Origin of the sequence: Nostoc favosum CHAB5714, assembly GCF_020829495.1 — a bacterium.
Taxonomy (GTDB): domain Bacteria; phylum Cyanobacteriota; class Cyanobacteriia; order Cyanobacteriales; family Nostocaceae; genus Nostoc; species Nostoc favosum.
Genome location: NZ_JAIVFQ010000085.1, coordinates 12,831 through 29,055, shown reverse-complemented (window position 1 = coordinate 29,055; position 16,225 = coordinate 12,831). Strand labels below are relative to the sequence as shown.

Sequence of the window (16,225 nt, the reverse complement as noted above, 5' to 3'; positions counted from 1 at the left end):
TCGTCATACATCCGAAATTTGTTTTTGCTTATGCAAAAAATCAATTCCAGATGCAATCCTCATCCCCCGCTCCCTATCCCCACCTTATGAGTACATTGAAGGTGGGGACTTCCGCGACACGTTAAATTATTAAATGCTTTATATTCGTTTCATTTGTATTTATAAATGACAAACAGAGAAGTCTGAGCGCCGGAAGCCGATGCTCAGAACTTTGGAGACAAACCTTGCGTGTAAATATGCAATGTTTACTTGTCTAACAGCTTAAAAGCGATAGTTGCGATCGCGCACCCACATACTAACTGGGACTGCCTTACCCTGTGGATCAACTTTCGCCTTAACTACAATGGGTGGTACTTGTCCTCTGCGGGCGCGTTGGGCTTGCAAGTCGTTCCTAATCTGCTGCCGTTGGTTTTCTGGGATGTAATATGTTTCTAAGCCGTAGTTAACAGAGCCATCTTGATAAACACCTTTTAAGGCTACCTGATTGGCTCTAAGAGTTGTGGGGCGATCGCTAGTTACTCGCAACGGCCTCCAAGCTCTAGGAACACCGCGGCCAGAGGATAGTTGCTCTTGCAAAGTCACGTAAATGTTAGTTCCTTCAGGCAATCTTCTGCCACTTCCACGACCTTTGCTGACTAATGTTTGCCAACCAGGCAATCTGCTCAAATTTGCGGTGCGGGATATGTTGTAATCTAAGTCTAAGGTGTTACCTTCTAGCACATTGTTAGGTTCTACAGGTACGGTTTGCAAAATCACCGTCTTACCTGTCACGTCTGTATAAAGCGCTTGGGCTGGTACTGCCATAATTAGCCCTGTTTGCAGCGCCAGGGGAGCTAGTAACCGCCAAAAAGGTAAGGGCTTATTCGATTTTTGTTCACTAGCAATCAAGTAATCCCGAAAAGTCACCTTACTAGAGAATTCGGCTTCGGGAGACAAGGTTTTATTTTTAGATTCAGAAGAACTATTAGTCATGAGCGTAGTCCTAAAAAGCAGAGGTATTGAGGAGGTCAAAAGTAACGAGATTAGGACTGACGCAGAGAAACTTTAAAAACTTTGACGCACAGAGATTTCAGAATTTTGGATTTTAGATTTGAGATTTTAGATTTTTTATTCAATCCTTTCTCCCAAGGGGAGACGCTGCGCGAACGGGTTCAGCAGTCACTCATGGGGCAATACAGTTCAGTTAACGCTAAAAACCTTAAACTGTGTAGGTTGGGTTGAGGAACGTAGCAAGATCCCGCAGGGTAACCCAACATTTCCGGGGCTTTGTTGGGTTGCGCTTTGCTTAACCCAACAAAGCAATTTTTCACAAAGCCAAGCGTATTGACTCATGGGGGAAACCCCCTTGGCGTTAGCCTCTCCCAATGTGAGAAGACCGCGCTGCTTCACGAAAATTTAAAATTCAAAATCTAAAATTTGCACTACTTTTTACTTGCAGAGCTACCACCAGGTAAGCGGCGTTCAAACCAGAGTCCAGCGCTAATTAAAGCAGAACCGCACAAAACAAAGACTAGGGACTTGAAAAGTAAATCGGTATCGTACTCTTGCACGCGACTGATAATTTGCAGTGTTACTAACAACATACCGCCCCAAAAGGAACTTCTGTTGCTTAATTTCAATCCTTCTTGAATTAGTCCCCAGGCTAATGTTGCTAGAAGTACATTGAAAATAAAAACACCAAGTTCATCAATCCGGCTGATAGTTTGATGCCAAAAAGGTACTAGGGTAATAAAGACAAGGAAGGTACTAATGACAGCAGTCGTGAAAATCACTTCGCGGCGTGGAGGGTTATTTCTTTGACGCAGTAGAAACAACCATTGCAATACCGCCAAGCCACTGAGAATTCCCAAATCGATAATCGGCAGAGACTCAAATAAGTTTGTCACATTCGTAGGCTGATTATAACCATAATTTGGAGATTCCCAGACCCAACGAAAAGACAAGATGTAAAAAACAATGCCGAAGCTTACCAACGCTAAATTACGGGCCAAAGATTGAAACAACCTGTAATTTATGGTTGGAAACAGCAAGTCATCATAACTCCAGAATAATGCAGGTGGGAGTGCAAAAGCAAAAGATGCCACCCAAGGGGCTATATCAGCATAATTCAGCAGTGGCAGAGGATTGAGGTTGGCTTGTAAGGAACTAGCAAAGACAAAGGCTGCTAGACCAAAAATCCAACGCGATCGGCAGAAGTAGGCTAAGGGTACAAACACTAGCCATGCCAATAAAGGCATGTGCTGCACCACTAGGCGCGACCAAGTTAACTCACCTGAAGCGTACCACAAATCTTCTAATCCTGTCCAATAGCCGATTTCCACGAGGATAATTGACAGAATTCCTAAAGAATTTAAGGACAAACTGAAGGCCATCACCACAACACCCAACCCCCAGGCGAGAAAAAGTTGGGAAGCTGAACCAGCAATATTGAACATCTGGGCCATCAGCAGTAAATTCGCACCGAAAATGAAGGCGCTTAAAATTAGCAACCCCTCTCCCAGTAGGCGTTTGCTTTTTTGTGGCTTCTTTCCTTCAGGTGGTCTCCAATTGTAAAAACCAGTGATCGCGATCGCAAAAAACAAACTTATCATCAAAATAAACTTGACTTCTCGTGATCCTCCCTGCCAGTTTCCTGCTACAAAGGTAATTATGCCTAAGCATAAAAGTATGCCGCCTATAGCAATCGCGATCGCTTTATTGCGATCGCGTGCAGCAGCTTCCAAGTTCTTAAATTGATAACGTTCTGCTATTTGCTCATACAGCGAAGAACTAATTAATCCTTCATCCCTCCATAATTGTGCTTCTTTGCGTAATTTTTGCGGAAAACTATCTAAGAACATGACCTTCTCCGGTGCAGTGGGGTAGCTTGGCCATTGCGTTCCCAATGGCGGTCATTATATTTTGAGTATGAAGCCAAAAGCCTTAATTAGATTGTTCTTGTGTAACAGTTTTATTTTGATTTTGATACAAGCTAATTCATAATTCGTAATTCGTAATTCGTAATTAATAATCTACATGGAAAAACCTTCTAATTTATTACTTAAAGTCTCGCGGCGTTTGTTCAATAATCTAGATGATCAAGAAAAATTTATTAAGGCTTTAATGAATCCTCAGCCTTTTTCACCGAGTATTCTTTGGTGTAAAGAAAAGCCAGAAATTTCGCCTTTGACAGTGGAAACACCAACCTATTGGCAACCACAATTTACTGACCGTTTATGCTTAGGAGAAAAACCTGGTCAGCATCCCTTGCATCAACAAGGATATTTCTATTGTTTAGATTTTTCTTCAGTGTTTGCAGCTACTAGTTTGTTAGCTATTCCTGTGCCAGTAAGTTTAGTTTTTGATATGTGTGCCGCACCAGGAGGTAAAAGTATCTTCGCTTGGAAAGCTTTACAACCTGACTTACTCATCAGTAATGAAGTAATTGGCAAACGTCTGGGAATGCTAATTTCTAATTTGAAGCGTTGCCAGATTAGCCCTAGTGCAGTAGTTAATAGAGATTCTAGTATATTTGCCGAAATGTTTCCCGACTCTAGCAATCTAGTAATAGTAGATGCTCCTTGTACTGGACAATCTTTACTAGCTAAAGGTGAAAAAGCACCCGGATGTTTTCACCCAACTGCTATTAATAAGAGTGCAAATAGACAAAAGCGCATCATAGCAAACTCAGCTAAACTTGTTTTACCACAAGGCTATCTTGCTTATATGACTTGCACATATTCACCCGAAGAAAATGAGCAAGTTTGTGAATGGTTCTTGGAACGCTTTCCTCAGTTTCAGGGAATAGAAATTACTAATTTAGCCAAATATCAGTCACATTTAACTAAAATGCCTTGTTATCGGATGTTTCCTCAGGATAGATTAGGTGCTGGTGCGTTTACAGTACTGTTTAAAAATACTAATGAAGATAAAGATCAAGATGAGCGGAAAGAAGTAGATTTAAATACAATATCTTCGTTGTATATCTATCAAAATATGAAAAAGTCAAGTTAGTTAAATTTATAGCATTAAGCTAGAATATCTAATATTTTGAATAGTGCTGCATTTGTCAATCAGCCATCAGAAATACACATTTTACAGCAGTTGATTTTATATTTGTAAAATTACAAGCCTAGTACAGCACGGCGGAAATAAGCATACCATTTCAAATGGCGCCAGAGCTTGGAATACAATTATGCGTGACTTTTGACTTCCGCTCTGCGGTAGGGGTGCATAGATGTGCGGTGCTACTTCAATAATCAATAACTTTCAATAATTGACTTTTATGGCTAAGAAAATTTTTTAACCTTTTTATAACCTGAAGTTAACTAAAATTTATCCGGTATCATCTCTCGACTTTTTGAAATAAACATTGTACAAAAAAGCTAGACCGTAAAGGATATAAATTACATGAGTCGAAAAATCAGCAAAGTCTTTAAACAGTCTGGGGTGATTCCTTATAGAGTGAACAATGGCAAAGTCGAAATCTTGCTAATCACAACCCGTAACTTTCAACACTGGGTAATTCCGAAAGGAGATATTCCTAATGGCATGAGTCCGCCCGCTTCAGCAGCCAAAGAGGCGTGGGAAGAAGCAGGGGTAATTGGGCAGGTAGACACCAATGAACTCGGTAGTTACAAGTACCGCAAACGAGGCAAAATTTACCGAGTTAAGATGTATTTGTTACCAGTTGATATGCTGAGTGAAGATTATCCAGAAGCAAGTAAAAGAAAACGGCAGTGGGTAGAAGTGACTAAAGCTATCAGGCGGGTTAAGTTTAATTCACTCAAACGAATCCTTAAAGGTTTTTTCCAGGTCGAATCTCATTTTTGTGCATTTTGAGATGCTAATTCCGTATAAAAACATACATAAATTAATTATGCATAATTAAACATCCAATAAAGTCCTAGTTTGTAGTGAGCGATTTATCGCTCATAGCAAGGTTTCTTAGGACTAAAGTCCTTACTACAAACTTAAATTGATTTATGGCTAGCTACTTATTGAAATGCCCTGGAAGCAACTTGAGACATTTTCAATCAGTAGCTATATTTAAAACAACTGCGATCGCTAATTATAACACAATACAGTTCAGTTAAGCCTAAAACTCAACTTCTACATAGGTTGGGTTGAGGAACGAAACCCAACACTTCCGTGACTTTGTTGGGTTTCACTTCGTTCTACCCAACCTACAATTTTATTAAGTGAACCGTATTGAATTATAACAAGTAAACATTAAATGTAAAACATCACCTATGTTTACATTTATTTGATGGTGAATATGGATCTATTTATTGAGTGTACAATCCGTTTTAAATCCACAATAAGGCTATCCAAGTTTTTATACCGACAATTCCATCAGCTTGCAAGTTCTTAGATGTTTGGAAACTAACAATTGCGTTTTTAACTGACTCAGTAAAATTCCCATCAATGGCATCAGTATATAATCCAATATTTTTTAATTGCTGTCAATTAAGAAGCGCTATATTATCTGTTGCCTCAATCAAAGCACTACAAATTCCTGGTTCACTCATCGAATGCCCGGCATCAGGAACCACAATAAATTCTGCTTCTGGCCAAGCTCGATGTAATTCCCAAGCTGATATCATTGGACAGACTACATCATAGCGTCCCTGAACAATTACAGCCGGAATATGGCGAATGCGGTCTACATTTAAGAGTAATTGATCTTCTGTTTCAAAAAATCCCTTATTCATAAAGTAATGGCATTCAATACGTGCGAAAGCTGAAGCAAATTCACTCTCGCCAAACTTTTGCATGAGTTCTGGGTCTAAAAAAAGTCTACTGGTACTAGCTTCCCAAATTGACCAAGCACGCGCTGCTGTTAATTGAATTTCTAAATCTTCATCGGTCAATTGCTTGTAATATGCTGCGATTAAATCATCACGTTCATCTACGGGAATTGGTTTGAGATATTCTTCCCAAGCATCAGGAAAAATATAGCTAGCACCCTCTTGATAAAACCATCGCAACTCTTTTTGCCTCAGCATGAAGATACCACGGAGAATTAATCCCGCGCATCGAGAGGGATGGGTTTGACTGTAGGCTAATGATAAAGTGCTACCCCAACTACCACCGAAGACTGTCCACTTTTCTATACCTAAATGTTGGCGCAGTTTTTCGATATCACTGACTAAATCCCAAGTGGTGTTTTCTCGTAATTCTGCATGGGGCGTACTTTGACCACAACCGCGCTGGTCAAACATGACTAACCGCCATTTTTCGGGGTGGAAATATTGCCGATAAAAAGCTGGACATCCACCACCAGGGCCCCCATGCAGCAAAACGATGGGTTGACCTTGCAGGTTCCCTGACTCTTCAAAATGAATGGTATGAAGGTCAGAAACCTGTAAACTACCTTCTAAGTAAGGCTCGATCGCTGGGTAAAGTTCTCGCATTTTCGATATTTTATCAGTAATATTGTCATAGCGATCGCGCCAGCCCTGAGTTGTCAGATCGTTGGCGCGATCGTATTACACAAGGAAGATTATCTTCTAATCTTGGTAATAAGAGCAGTATTTGGCGACAACTGATAGAAGAACTGTGGTTACTTGACACCTGCATTATTCAGTATAAATTGATTTATTTATCACAAATATCTTGAATGGCTTTATGTAAATTCTTGGGGGTTGCCCGAATTCAATCAACGACTGCCCAAATTCAATCAACGACTACCCGAATTCAATCAACGACTGTCCGAATTCAGTAAACGACTGTCCGAATTCAATCAACGACTGTCCGAATTCAGTAAACGACTGTCCGAATTCAATCAACAACTGCCCGAATTCAATCAACGACTGTCCGAATTTAATATAGGAACTTAGCAAACTTGCTTTTATTAAACACAAAAGCGATGTCTACGATGGTCACTGAGCTTGTCGTACCCCTACGGGGAAGCAAGCTACGCGCAGCGTCTCGTAGAGAAGTGCGGGCTATTCGGCGTCGCAACAATTGAACCAATGCAAAGCGTAGACACAAAGGGGCGAGTCAAGAGACATCGCACAAAAATTTACACCAATTCCTCATGCCTAAACCTATGTAAAAATACTTCTAAAGCTATTAAAAAGTATAAAAATATACTATAAATTAAAATAAGAAAGGCGATGTCTACGATGGTCACTGAGCTTGTCGTACCCCTACGGGGAAGCAAGCTACGCGCAGCGTCTCGTAGAGAAGTGCGGGCTATTCGGCGTCGCAGACTCTTGGCCGTTATGCAAGAACGGCAATATAATAATTGGCTCAAAGGAATTGTAGCGAAGTGGTAGCCAAGCGTTTAGCCCGTGCGATTATTGCTTTTTTTTACTCAGCACTAGTTATATCAGGTTCGCTTAAACACTTATAAATGTTGGGTTTCACTGCCGTACCCCTACGGGGATCTTGCTACAACCCAACCTACATTGATAGATTTTATTATAAGTAATCACCCGAACTTGATATTACTCAGCACTCAGCACTGTTTCCGTAACGCCGGATTTTGATGTAGTCTCGATTAGCGTTGCCGCCACTTTTTTAGCCTGTGAAGCGGTTGACCAACTACTTTCCATCATCGCAACCACGATCGCACCTTTATGCAATAATACGCGATGTGCAACTTAATATTTTGACCTCACTTCCATTCCTCTCTTCCTTTAAGGAGAGAGGCTTTGAATTTTCCCCCTTCCCTCATAGGGAAGGGGGTTGGGGGGTTAGGTTTGAGTAAAAGTTGCACACGGCGTAATAATGTGTATGAGTAGGATAAATTAACAAAACTTGAAAACACCCTTAACTATTCTTTGATTTAAGGGAGGTGGAACCTCCCATTATTTATTTTCTGGAAGTCCCTAATTAAAAACTAAAAATTGAAGAAGAATGCAGAATTCAGAATTCTGAATTCTGCATTCTTGACGGTTTTGCTGTAAACCTTTAAAAGGTGAAAGTTGTTCTCAGCGTACCGATAATCGCATCGTCGTTACCGCTATTTTGACCAGGCGAGGTCAACCAGATGACACCAGGGGTAATTGAGATGTTATCTGATACGCGATACTTGTAAAAACCTTCAAAGTGATACGGTATATCATTACCAGCAGCAACACCTGTCCGGTTAAAGGAATATGGTTCTGCGCCAGCAAAAATACCTAAAACGTTACCCTGTTTACCGAAGTCCGGTAAGGCTATCCCAACTCCGTAGCTCCAAGCTTCATAATCATCATCTGCACCAAAGCCTGTGACATCGTGGTAAGAAACGAAGCCACTAATTGACAGTTTGTCGCTGGGTCTGAAGGCTGCCGACACACCATAGGAATTACTGGAAGATGCGTTTAAGGCAGTAAGGTTGTTAGTTAGGCTGTTAGCTTGACCAGTACCTACGACGGGGCTAGCGCCAGTCGTCAAACCACCACCTGCATCAAATAAACCGATACTTCCAGCACCATGATACCCGTGAACGTAGGTAGCAGCGATCGCCAAGCGATCGCCAACACTAAAGTTCAACTGTCCAAGAGCTGCATAGTTACCCTCTAACAAACCTTGATTTACTCCAGGATTATTAGCATTTGATGCCAAGTAGCCTACAGTCAGTGAACTTGGTTTGAAAAAACTGCCACCACTACCAAAGGGTAAAGTTAGTGCTGCACCTGCACCACCACCAATGCGATAGATGGGACTTTCAGAAGCAAAGGTAGACAAAGCACCATTACCGCCATCATAGTCCTCAAAGTAAGGGTTGTTAGTGGCAACATAATCGCTATGAATACCTCCCGTGGCCGCCAAGTAAACTTGGGCTGGGCCGATGGGTACGTAATACGCCAGCCAGTCTATAACGACACTGTTATTGGTGCTTCCACCGGCGAGTTGAAATGTTTGTGTACCTTCAGCACTATTGAGAACCCCATTAGCGTTATCCCTTAATGAAAAGGCTCCTGCATTACCAGCTGCAAGACGGGTGTGTAAAACGTCTCTACCCGTGAAACTGGTTTGCAAGTCTAAACGTACCCTATCTTGGAAGACAGTATTGTTCGCATCGCCAGTATTACCGCCAAACACATCAGTAACGGCAAAAATGGCTTCACCCACCAATTTTGTAGTAGTGGAAAACTGATTTGCTTCCAGTTCAGCAGTTCGTGCTTCTACAGCATCGACTCGGCCACGCAGAGTTGCTAGTTCTGCCGAGAATTCCTCTTGCAAACGTTGGAGGGTTGTTAAATCCTGTTTTGTCACCAAATCAGCCGTTGCTGTGGCAATCAGTTCATTAACTCGATCTAAACAAGCATTCAAACCTGCGGCAAATTCATAACGGGTCAATGCCCGGTTGCCACGGTAAGTGCTATTGGGGTATCCAGCAATACAACCGTAGCGTTCAACCAGGGATTGCAAAGCTTGGAATGCCCAGTCAGTGGGCTGTACATCAGAAAATTGAGAAACTGATGTGACTTGAGACAGTGAATTTTGGTTCTTGCCTTCACTGCTGTAGCGGTTAACTTGTTCTAAAACCTTATTATCATCAGTCTTTTGGGCAACCAACTGCTGATTTTTTGGTTGTGTTTGGATGAATATTGAAGCACTAGAAGCTATTGGTGCTTCTGCCTGAGCAACTTTTGCATTTATATCTTCAGAAGAGGCTGGTACTTTAATAGCCATAGCCCTAGCGGAAACCAACACCGTCACTCCCAAAACTACTGGGCTTAGTACCAGAGTTTTCCACAATAGATGAGACATTTTTTTATTTTCCTTTCCCAAAAAAGGCCCGAAATGACTGGCTTCAAGAAAAAGAGAACAAGCAGTTATTGTACTTGTTGGAAATCTTATCAGATTCCAGTGACTTAATATATAGGTAGTGAATCTGATTTGAGCAAAAATATTCTGTCCCATCTAGAGCTATCAGCAAACTATTTTTAAAGGAGCGAAACTTTGATAGGTGTTCCGAATGCTCCAATGCTTTGAAAATCAAGGTAAACACCGGAAAAGCCAGTCTAAAATCAGCTTTTATAGATTGTCTCGTCAATAATCAGGATGTGGGGGCTTGAAACCCTTGGGTGTTATAGCGGTTCCCACTCAGATGCGGTACAAAATTAATCGCAAGGTGTAGGGGCACGGCATGCCCATAGGTGTCAACTTAACGTAAAAGCTATGTCCCGCAAGGAACTTCAGTTCCTTGCTAATAGCGAAAGTCTTCTGTTGATGACTAAATATATATCCAAAAATCTTTAGTCTACTTGAGTAGACTTTAGCTAAAAGCCAAAGAAATTCATTTCTGGGCGGGCGTGGAAGCCAACAGATAAGCGATTTTTAGCTTAAGTTGACACTAATGGGCAGGCCGTGCCCCTACGGGTGTACCTCACGTAAACGAGAACCGCTATAATGCCCGTAACTTACGGCAGGAGCAGACAATTCTTCTCGTCCCCTTGCCTCCCCCTCTCCTTGTCCTTGTAAAGGTCATGAGTCTCTGACAGAGAATGCCTAAATAGGGGGTAAAGACCTATTTTGGTAGATGCATAAGTAGGTCGGCGTAAATAATTATCGTTGGGATAAGGCAGTTCTTGCTGGGGGCTATTAGCTGGGGGAAAGAGGGTTGTAGCCTTGTTTACTTTTCTTCACACAGTTTGCTTTTATTGTGCCGACTTACTTACCACAATTAATTTGTACAGTGCGTAAGTTTTATAATCATTGTCATAAGAATTATTGTCGTTAAAAATAATTCGGAAGGCACACATTTGATCCTCAAGCTTAAGTTACATTTAATCTATTGTTAACCTGATGTAGCGATTGGGTAATCCGGTAAATGGCTAAAAATATCAGTAATCGTGAAAAATTACATCTTTTCGCTAAAATATCTTCTAATTTAAGCTCTACACAACAAAGCAACCAAGTCAATCAGAGTATAAGTAAAGCGATGGCACAGTCAACGAAGTCACAGCCCTCAGGTGGTTTGCAAATAGTTCATGTAACTAGCGGGCGCGTGCGACTCCGTACCACTGACAGTAGTCTCAACTCGATACTAGACAACATAGCCCAAGATTTCCGCTCCTTAGAAGGAGTGAGGGAAGTTAGCGTGAATGAGCAAACGGGCAGTTTGGTAGTTAATTTTGATGAAGATAAGCTCTCATTACCGCAAATTTTGGCGCTAAAATCCGATATTGAGATCCAACAGCCACAGGCTTCGTCTGATTCACCTAGCAAGACCGATCCCTTTGCAGCTTGGAAATCTCCTTTATTTTGGAAAGAGCAGGGTATTTCCTTAATTCCGATGATGACAGGCTTGGCGGTAACAGGAGGGTTGGGAATTCATGGCTGGGTATCGATTCCAGTTTATATGATTGCGGCGGATGCAACCCGTGGTGTAATTGGTTATCTTGGCTCTCAAGTTCCGACATCAGAAAAAAACGAAGGTAATAACACCAGTTCTGCAATAAAAAGCGATATATCCGAATCTACTATCCAACAAGAAAATAGCAAGGTGGTAGCACCTGCAAAGATTGACTACAGCGTAGTTCATAAAATTCCCGGACGTATTCGCTTCAATGTGCCAAAAATTGCTGAAGATCGAGCCTATGGGCGGCGACTTGAGAGAATAGTGAAAACCGATGCTGAAGTTACAAGCGTGCGTGTGAATTTTGATGCAGCATCGATAGCGATCGCTTATCAGTCTCGTGATATTCCATTATCTTATTGGGTGAGTTTGATGGAATTAGCGTTGGAGACAAACCCACCAACACTAGGGATGACAACGGTTAACCAACCCCTAGAAGAAGTTCGTCAGACTCCTGAAATTACAGACGCAACAACGGCAAATCATACAACTCAGGTTACTCAGACTGCTGAAGTTACAGACGCAATAACGGCAAAGCCAACAACTCCACAGTTATCCAGTCTGTGGACTAACCTAAAATCGCCTGCGATGTCTTTCTCATTAGGTATTATGGCGAACTTACCCTTGGGAACCTAATATACAGTTTCAAATTGCGGAATACTGGAGGGCAATTATGACTGATTTAAATTTAGAAACGGTAGCAGATTTAGACAAAAAACAAGAGCAAGTGCCTCGAATTGCCTACGATCCCAAATATGTCCAACGGTTAGAGGCATTACTCAAATCAGATTCTACAGTTACCAGTGAGCGAGTTAATAGCGCTGCGAGATCAGTTGTCATTACCTATAAAACTGGAATGATGCGGAATTCTCAGAAGCGAGTGCAAAGCTTTTTATCAACACCAATATCTCATCTAGCCAATTTAATTGAATCTGCCAATGATCCCGCCACAGCGATAAGTTAGCTAACGAATCCAGCAAATGACAAATAACCAAACTAACCGCAACGCGAGAGTCATTAGTCATTAGTTATTAGTCATTAGTGCAAGAGAAACCATGCCCACTCTTTTACGTGGTTTGAATTAGTCAGATGAAAGACAAGTTTTTCCGCCCACAAGGGACGGAACATACACCAATATCCAATGACTAATGACCAATGACTAATGACTAATGACTACTTAATCAATCTCGCAGGATTGGTGGCTAATTTGCTCTCTTTACCTTAATAAAGAGCCTGATTTTCATCGAAGTGTAACAATTTTGGATTAAAGAAAAGTAATGGCAAAAGTAGCACTGCAACTACCATCACCCCCAAAATCTCAATTCAGTGTGTTGGAAGGGAATGGAAAAGTTTCTTTAATTGACACTAATGGACACTCTCAAGGAGAGTTACCCAACGTTACCTACAGCGTTGTCCATACAATTCCGGGAAGAGTACGGTTTCGCTTACCTCGCTTACGCTGTGATGCAGATTATGCCAAGCGTCTGGAAGTGTTGTTAACAGCAGATGCGCTGGTGAAGAATGTCCGTGTCAAGCCTGCGGCAATGTCAGTTGCAGTTACTTATAAATCTGAGAAAGTTTCTGATGCGAAGATGCGATCGCACCTTCACGATTTGATTCAGGCTGCAAGTGTTGTAGTCGTTCTCAAAAACTCTACATCTTTATCAGAAACCGAAAAAGAGGCATCTTGGCCAGGTTTACAACTCTCCGCCGTTGCGACTACTTTAGCAGTGCTGGGGGGGCCGTTAGGATTACCGATCCCACCTTTGATAGTGGTGCTTCCCATTGCCATTGCCACACTACCGGTTCTCCAACGAGCCTGGGAAGGTATTAGGGTAGAGCAAAAATTGAATATTGACTTTTTGGATCTGATGGCGATCGCTATTACTACCTTCCAAGGCCAATTTCTCACACCATCGCTGATGCTGGGTTTAATTGAAGTAGGCGAAAATATCCGCGATCGCACGGCTCGTTCTTCTGCTCAACAAACTCTAGATTTACTTAGTTCTCTAGGGCAATTTGTCTGGGTGGAACGCAATGGCGACAAGCAACAAATTCCCATTCAAGATGTGCAACGTGGCGATACAGTGATTGTTTACCCTGGCGAACAAGTGCCGGTTGATGGTAGCATTTTGCGAGGTAAAGCCCTGCTAGATGAGCAAAAACTAACTGGCGAGTCGATGCCGGTGCTGAAGAAAAAAGGACAACCAGTTTTCGCCTCAACGCTGGTACGGGAAGGACGAATTTATATTCTTGCAGAATGGATAGGCAACGATACCCGCGCCGGACAAAGCATTAAGTTAATGCAAGAAGCACCTGTCCACGATACCCGGATGGAGAATTATGCCACGAAATTTGCTCAAAAAGCTGTCGTGCCAACTTTGCTACTTGGTGGGGCAGTATTTGCCGCAACCCGCAACCCTTCACGGGCAGCCAGCGTTTTAACTCTAGACTTTGCTACAGGGATTCGAGTATCAGTTCCCACAACAGTTTTGGCAGCATTAACTTATGCTGCACGACGGGGGATTCTTATCCGTAGCGGACGGGCGTTAGAACAACTAGCAGAAGTTGATACCATAGTTTTTGATAAAACCGGGACACTGACTAAGGGAGAAGTCGATGTTGTCAGTGTGGAAAGTCTCAATCCAGCAACCTCAAGATTGCGGGTGTTGGAATTAGCAGCCGCCGCCGAACAACGTTTAACTCATCCAGTAGCAGAAGCAATTGTTCGCTATGCCCAAGCAGAGCAAGTGGAAATTTTGCCGCGTAGCAAGTGGGATTATCAACTAGGTTTGGGCGTACAAGCTCTGATTGATGGAGAGACAGTTTATGTTGGGAGCGATCGCTTTTTGCGTTCCAGTGGCATTGATACCGAAGCGTTAAATGGCCAGCAAAAATCTCCAAATTCAGCGATTTATGTAGCCAGCAACGGTCAACTTCAAGGTATTATTAAATATAGTGACCTTCTCCGTCCCGAAAGCCGGGAAGTGATCACAGCACTTTCGACGGTCGAAGGTGTAGAAATTCACATGCTAACCGGCGATAATAAGCGAACTGCTACTGCTGTTGCTGCTGAACTTGGTATTTTGCCGACGCATACTCACGCAGAAGCTTTTCCAGAACAAAAGGCAACAGTTGTCCGCCAACTGCACGAACAAGGTAAGACGGTTGCATTTGTAGGTGATGGGATCAACGATTCGCCAGCTTTAGCCTACGCCGATGTTTCCGTATCCTTTGCCAACAGTTCTGAGATAGCCCGCGAGACAGCAGACTTAGTGTTGATGCAGAATGACTTGCATGGTTTATTAGAAGCGATAGCGATCGCTCGTCAAGCCAAGCAATTGATTCGGCAAAACACAGGACTTGTTGCTGTTCCTAACCTAGCGGCAATGGTAATAGCCGTTTTCTTTGGTCTTAACCCCTTAGCTGCAACAGTAGTCAACAATGGCTCAACCGTAGTTGCCGGAGTCAACGGTTTGCGTCCAATTCTTAAAAATCGTCAACATAAAGCTCTACTATCGGCAAGATGATACAACTATGCCGACAAGAGTATCTTAAAAAGCTTTCCAAGATTTCTTAATTAATAGGAGAAAATTGAACATGGCACCTAAAATTAGTGATTTTGTTGAAGATGCAGGCGCTCCCGGTATTATAGCCGGAATTGGTGCAGTCCTCTTAGCACCTGTTCTGCTGCCCATTGTCGCTGGAGTTGGTAAACCCTTAGTCAAATCAGTCATCAAAGGCGGAATTGGTCTTTATGAAAGAAGCAAAGGAACCATCGCAGAAATGGGAGAAACCTGGGAAGACATGGTAGCCGAAGCCAGAGCAGAACTTGCTGAGGAAAAAGAAACCCCCGTGTTTGAAGCCACTGCCACCAATGCGGATAATGTCGCCGATAATGGTGTGTAATTTCATCTGCCCATTAGCAAGTTAAATTCTTCCCCATAGGCGACTTCCAATTACCAAAATAAAAGAACCCCACCCCCAACCCCTCCCCGCAGGCGGGGAGGGGAGACAAAGCACAGCTTTGGCGGGGTGGGGTTCTCCGGGTTTAATAAGTAATCAAGCGGACATAATATAATTTATGTTTTGGAAGTCCCTAGTGCAAGATAGTGCAACAACTCTCTCGCTCCTCTTATTCCTCTGTGTTCTCTGCGTCGCGCCAGATGCTTCTCCCTTGGCGCTAGCCTCTCCCTTTGGGATTCGGGGAGACGCTGCGCGAACAAGTCGGCAGAGCCGCCCAACGCACTGGCTTCTCTGCGGTTCCTTTTTCCTTAATTTTGCACTCATTCCTGTAGATAAAAACCCACAACAAAAATCCACTATCACACAAGTAAAAAAGGTGGTTGCATGTTGACTAATGGTTATAGCACCTACAATAAAATGCCGGAAATTCTAGACAAACCCACTTTCAAAACATCACTAAAACCGATATCTACAAAAGTTGTAAGTTCGACTCCCGGAAGATTGCGGTTAAGAGTGGCTCATTCCCATCGTCAACCAGAAAAGATGCAACGCATCGCCAATGCTTTGTCAGCAAATTCTCACATTAATCAAGTTAAGACAAATGTCCATCATGGCAGTATTGTTATCAATCACGATGGTAATAATGGCAGTCTAGAAAATGTGCTAGCAACACTTAAAGATTTAGGAATAATTTTTGCCGATGTTACCGAGGGTAACACCGAGGCAGCAGCAGGAGTATCATCTGCGGTTGTTGACTTAAACCAGCGCGTCAAACAGTCAACACATGGTGCTTTTGATCTGCGGATTCTTTTCCCTTTGGGATTAGCTAGTCTTTCGCTGCGGCAATTACTTAACAAAGGGTTGCAGTTAGAAATTATTCCCTGGTATGTTTTAGCATGGTATGCTTTTGATAGCTTTATTAAGTTGCACGGAACTAGCCAAAAACAATCACCAAACGAGTAATTAAATAATTCGTAA

13 protein-coding genes and 1 pseudogene are annotated in these 16,225 nt (G+C 42.4%); 9 read left to right on the top strand and 5 right to left on the bottom strand.

All coding sequences use genetic code 11. The features are described from left to right. Positions 1–261: 261 nt before the first annotated feature. Positions 262–972: a GDYXXLXY domain-containing protein gene (locus LC586_RS31595; RefSeq protein ID WP_229489393.1), complete on the bottom strand. Its 711-nt coding sequence runs from the start codon at positions 970–972 to the stop codon at positions 262–264. A 449-nt stretch (positions 973–1,421) separates the two neighbouring features. Further along, positions 1,422–2,840, bottom strand: a complete 1,419-nt coding sequence (locus tag LC586_RS31590) for a DUF2157 domain-containing protein (RefSeq protein WP_229489395.1) — start codon at positions 2,838–2,840, stop codon at positions 1,422–1,424. Positions 2,841–3,015: 175 nt separating this feature from the next. Here LC586_RS31590 and LC586_RS31585 point away from each other — a divergent pair, with 175 nt between their 5' ends. Together LC586_RS31585 and LC586_RS31580 are read left to right on the top strand one after the other, a co-directional pair. Further along, the gene (locus LC586_RS31585) at positions 3,016–3,993 is read left to right on the top strand and encodes an RsmB/NOP family class I SAM-dependent RNA methyltransferase (protein ID WP_229489392.1); all 978 of its coding nucleotides are present in this window, start codon (positions 3,016–3,018) and stop codon (positions 3,991–3,993) included. 396 nt (positions 3,994–4,389) lie between these two features. Further along, a complete protein-coding gene (locus tag LC586_RS31580) occupies positions 4,390–4,821 on the top strand; it encodes an NUDIX hydrolase (protein WP_229489391.1) in 432 nt (143 codons plus the stop codon). Positions 4,822–5,288: 467 nt separating this feature from the next. Here the strand turns inward: LC586_RS31580 and LC586_RS31575 are convergent. Continuing rightward, a pseudogene (locus tag LC586_RS31575) lies at positions 5,289–5,432 on the bottom strand (peptidoglycan-binding domain-containing protein); the annotation flags it as partial. A 12-nt stretch (positions 5,433–5,444) separates the two neighbouring features. Further along, a complete protein-coding gene (pip, locus tag LC586_RS31570; protein ID WP_229489390.1) occupies positions 5,445–6,395 on the bottom strand; it encodes a prolyl aminopeptidase in 951 nt (316 codons plus the stop codon). A 705-nt stretch (positions 6,396–7,100) separates the two neighbouring features. On the opposite strand from pip, the gene LC586_RS31565 reads away from it, so the two are divergent. Next, entirely contained in the window at positions 7,101–7,262 is a 162-nt protein-coding gene (locus LC586_RS31565; protein WP_229489389.1) for a hypothetical protein, read from the top strand. A gap of 637 nt (positions 7,263–7,899) precedes the next feature. On the opposite strand, the gene LC586_RS31560 is transcribed toward LC586_RS31565, so the two are convergent. After that, complete coding sequence (locus LC586_RS31560) at positions 7,900–9,690, bottom strand: iron uptake porin (protein WP_229489388.1); 1,791 nt, start codon at positions 9,688–9,690, stop codon at positions 7,900–7,902. Between the two features lie 1,063 nt (positions 9,691–10,753). Between LC586_RS31560 and LC586_RS31555 the strand changes: the two genes are divergently transcribed. From LC586_RS31555 to LC586_RS31530, 6 genes are all read left to right on the top strand, one after another. Beyond that, the gene (locus LC586_RS31555) at positions 10,754–11,917 is read left to right on the top strand and encodes an HMA2 domain-containing protein (protein WP_229489386.1); all 1,164 of its coding nucleotides are present in this window, start codon (positions 10,754–10,756) and stop codon (positions 11,915–11,917) included. A gap of 37 nt (positions 11,918–11,954) precedes the next feature. Continuing rightward, complete coding sequence (locus tag LC586_RS31550) at positions 11,955–12,245, top strand: hypothetical protein (RefSeq protein ID WP_229489385.1); 291 nt, start codon at positions 11,955–11,957, stop codon at positions 12,243–12,245. 313 nt (positions 12,246–12,558) lie between these two features. Then, positions 12,559–14,811 carry a heavy metal translocating P-type ATPase gene (locus LC586_RS31545; protein ID WP_229489384.1) on the top strand — a complete coding sequence of 751 codons (2,253 nt, stop codon included), beginning with the start codon at positions 12,559–12,561 and terminating at the stop codon, positions 14,809–14,811. Positions 14,812–14,881: 70 nt separating this feature from the next. Continuing rightward, positions 14,882–15,190: a DUF5132 domain-containing protein gene (locus tag LC586_RS31540; RefSeq protein WP_229451650.1), complete on the top strand. Its 309-nt coding sequence runs from the start codon at positions 14,882–14,884 to the stop codon at positions 15,188–15,190. 175 nt (positions 15,191–15,365) lie between these two features. Then, complete coding sequence (locus tag LC586_RS31535) at positions 15,366–15,638, top strand: hypothetical protein (protein WP_229489383.1); 273 nt, start codon at positions 15,366–15,368, stop codon at positions 15,636–15,638. Further along, positions 15,632–16,210, top strand: coding sequence for an HMA2 domain-containing protein (locus tag LC586_RS31530; RefSeq protein ID WP_229489382.1), 579 nt, complete (start codon positions 15,632–15,634; stop codon positions 16,208–16,210). The genes LC586_RS31535 and LC586_RS31530 overlap by 7 nt, the downstream gene beginning before the upstream one ends. Positions 16,211–16,225 lie beyond the last annotated feature (15 nt).

Bases quoted from the DNA above. Each gene is read 5' to 3' on its own strand.
- pip (WP_229489390.1), bottom strand. From the start codon at position 6,395: ATGCGAGAACTTTACCCAGCGATCGAGCCTTACTTAGAAGGTAGTTTA.
- LC586_RS31595 (WP_229489393.1), bottom strand. From the start codon at position 972: ATGACTAATAGTTCTTCTGAATCTAAAAATAAAACCTTGTCTCCCGAA.
- LC586_RS31560 (WP_229489388.1), bottom strand. From the start codon at position 9,690: ATGTCTCATCTATTGTGGAAAACTCTGGTACTAAGCCCAGTAGTTTTG.
- LC586_RS31535 (WP_229489383.1), top strand. From the start codon at position 15,366: ATGTTTTGGAAGTCCCTAGTGCAAGATAGTGCAACAACTCTCTCGCTC.
- LC586_RS31545 (WP_229489384.1), top strand. From the start codon at position 12,559: ATGGCAAAAGTAGCACTGCAACTACCATCACCCCCAAAATCTCAATTC.
- LC586_RS31590 (WP_229489395.1), bottom strand. From the start codon at position 2,840: ATGTTCTTAGATAGTTTTCCGCAAAAATTACGCAAAGAAGCACAATTA.
- LC586_RS31555 (WP_229489386.1), top strand. From the start codon at position 10,754: ATGGCTAAAAATATCAGTAATCGTGAAAAATTACATCTTTTCGCTAAA.
- LC586_RS31550 (WP_229489385.1), top strand. From the start codon at position 11,955: ATGACTGATTTAAATTTAGAAACGGTAGCAGATTTAGACAAAAAACAA.
- LC586_RS31565 (WP_229489389.1), top strand. From the start codon at position 7,101: ATGTCTACGATGGTCACTGAGCTTGTCGTACCCCTACGGGGAAGCAAG.
- LC586_RS31530 (WP_229489382.1), top strand. From the start codon at position 15,632: ATGTTGACTAATGGTTATAGCACCTACAATAAAATGCCGGAAATTCTA.
- LC586_RS31580 (WP_229489391.1), top strand. From the start codon at position 4,390: ATGAGTCGAAAAATCAGCAAAGTCTTTAAACAGTCTGGGGTGATTCCT.
- LC586_RS31540 (WP_229451650.1), top strand. From the start codon at position 14,882: ATGGCACCTAAAATTAGTGATTTTGTTGAAGATGCAGGCGCTCCCGGT.
- LC586_RS31585 (WP_229489392.1), top strand. From the start codon at position 3,016: ATGGAAAAACCTTCTAATTTATTACTTAAAGTCTCGCGGCGTTTGTTC.